Origin of the sequence: Alkalibacterium iburiense (assembly GCF_039521845.1) — a bacterium.
Classification (GTDB): Bacteria; Bacillota; Bacilli; order Lactobacillales; family Carnobacteriaceae_A; genus Alkalibacterium; species Alkalibacterium iburiense.
Map to the genome: position 1 here is coordinate 1 of NZ_BAAACW010000009.1, position 2,569 is coordinate 2,569.

General features: G+C 32.0%; 3 protein-coding genes. All 3 read left to right on the forward strand.

All coding sequences use genetic code 11. The features are described 5' to 3' along the window. Positions 1–626: 626 nt before the first annotated feature. The 3 genes from ABDZ53_RS00475 (at position 627) to ABDZ53_RS00485 (ending at position 1,963) form a co-directional block, all read left to right on the forward strand. Positions 627–1,142, forward strand: a complete 516-nt coding sequence (locus ABDZ53_RS00475; protein WP_343752879.1) for a hypothetical protein — start codon at positions 627–629, stop codon at positions 1,140–1,142. A 102-nt stretch (positions 1,143–1,244) separates the two neighbouring features. Continuing rightward, complete coding sequence (locus ABDZ53_RS00480; RefSeq protein WP_343752881.1) at positions 1,245–1,709, forward strand: GNAT family N-acetyltransferase; 465 nt, start codon at positions 1,245–1,247, stop codon at positions 1,707–1,709. Between the two features lie 20 nt (positions 1,710–1,729). Then, positions 1,730–1,963: a DUF6429 family protein gene (locus ABDZ53_RS00485; protein ID WP_343752882.1), complete on the forward strand. Its 234-nt coding sequence runs from the start codon at positions 1,730–1,732 to the stop codon at positions 1,961–1,963. Positions 1,964–2,569: the final 606 nt, after the last annotated feature.

The following is a 2,569-nucleotide window of genomic DNA, read 5'->3' on the forward strand; positions in this document are numbered from 1 at the left end:
ATGTTAATTATAGGATACTCTCTCTTTTCTGTCATGGCTTAGATTGCGAAGCAATCATATTGTTTTTTATATAAAAAAACACCCACTTAGATTAATAATCTAAATAGGTGCCCCAAAAAAATCAGATATGAGTTAACCACTTAGATTATTTCATCTACGTGGTTAAATTTGATCAACTCAAATTTCTTTAACCATCATAGATACAAACCAGTTTTTATACTGACTGTTTGCATCCACAATGTCTCTGTGTCTACAAACAGGATCTAAAATAGTTAAAGTAATAAGTATTTAATTGTGTGGTTTTCTGCTTAATCATTTGCATGTCGTCCACTCCATTAAAAGTTGATGTCTCTTACATTAATCTATTCATGAGAGGAAGTCAAGAGGAAAATTAAAAAACTTTCATCTTAAATCGATTAGTCTTAATAAAGGTTAATGAATGCACTTAAAAAGGGGTATAGAAATTAAAAGGCTCATATATAAAATAATGATAAGATAGAGTAGGGAAAATTGAAGGAAAGGAATGAAGGACATATGAAAAAATACTATTTAATCAAATAGCATTAGACAGATAAATGCAAAAGGGATATACTTTACTAAGTCAAAATAATCATAAGTAGGCTATTATGACTTGGCAGAAAGTCTGGAATCAGATTAAGCGCATAATGGACAAGAATGAAATTGAAACCATAGAAGAACTTGATGAGGTCTTTGACGGAACGCAAACTATTTATAATTGGTCAACAGACTTTTCTCAAGAATTACTTAACATGTCACGACAAAAGAAAGACTTCTTACAAAATAGACTAACATTTTATACTGAATACTTAGAACGAACGGCTGACTTGTCAGAAGACAATGCTAAAACGATGAAAGCTGATTTAGCCCAAACCTATTTTGAAATAGGACAAGCTCAAAAAGGAGAAAAACTATTTCAAGAACTAACAACTGATTACCCAACATGGGGATGGGGTTGGATATTCTGGTCCGATGTCTATGGTGTCTTTGCAGAAGATACGGATAAAGACTTTAATCGTGCTCTCAAAATACTGAACGAAGCGTTAACTGTTAAAGGGCTGGAAGACAAAGAGGATATTAGGGATAGAATGGAACTGACGAAAAAAGAAATGAAAAAAGAGTGAAGAATTTTGATCTACTACAATATGATACTTTCATCGGTTTAAGAAGTATCCTTTTTTGGTATATGGTTTCAATAATTGAAGAACACTGGAGAAGTGGATGAAATGACTAATATAGCTATTAAAAAAATATCGGATTCAAATATTAAATCTTCTATTGTTCAAGAGGTTTTAAATGATTTACCTGAATGGTTTGGGTTACCAGATAGCACAAAAGAATATATTGAAGAGTCTAGAACGCTGGAGTTATGGGTAGCACTAATGGATGAAGAAGTCATTGGATTTATTACTTTAACTGCCTCGAGTGCTGACTGTGCAGAAATCCATTGTATGGGTGTGAAAAAGAGGTATCACAGAAAAGGTGTGGGCAAATCTTTATTCCAAATTTTAGAAAATGAAGCTAAAGAAAAGTATGACTATATTCAGGTGAAAACAGTGGATGAAGGACATTACAAAGAATACGACCAGACAATAGCCTTTTATAAAAATCAAGGATTCGCTAAATTAGAAGTGTTTCCGACTCTGTGGGATGAATGGAACCCGTGTTTAGTGCTGATCAAAAAAGTATAAACAGAGAATAGGAGGTAAGTATGGAAAACTTAAAGAGAGAACTAACCTTGTTATTGTTGTATTTGAATTCTTGGGAAGATAAAGTAGAGCCGTACAGCTCTTTAAGAAGTTGGAAGGGCTATGACTTCGATGATTTAAACAAGCTCCAAGAAAAAGAACTGATTTTTGGAAGTTATAAAACTAAATCCATAACGTTAAGCGAAGAAGGAATATCAGAAGCTAAAAAACTCTTAGAAAAATACTCAAAACAGTAATTAATAAAATAAATGAACGAAGCCCTACAGTCGAAAGCAGGATTGTAGGGCTTAAAAATACATTTAAATAATATTCTCTCAATAAATTTATTGCAATTCTTTTAAATCATTCAAGGCCTTCTGATTACTGTTAATTAATGTTTTAGATTGCATAATAGCTACTTCATTTAATTTTTCAAGTCGCTTTGATTGAGTAACGCCTTCATTAATTAATTGCGCATTTATACTTTGGAGATTATTCAAAATTAAGAGTTGTTCTATCGTTGAATGATCTCTAATGTTACCCTCTTTATCAGGGTTTTCTACTTTCCATTGTTTGGCTGTTTTACCATAAAGAGCAACATTTAAAATATCTGCTTCGTTAGCATAAGTAAATCGAACTTGTTGCTTTGTAAGTTTTGGAGTAATTAACTTCTCCTTAATTGCATCTGTGTGAATAGAGTAATTTAATTTTGATATATAACGATTAGCTTGCCATTCGATTTGATTTTTATAAGATTGTTCTTCTTTAAGCCGTTGATAATCTTGTATAATATACTCAAGTTTCGCACCCCTAAGAACGACGTTCTATCCTTTTACCGTAAAGATCAGTTAGAATATTGAACT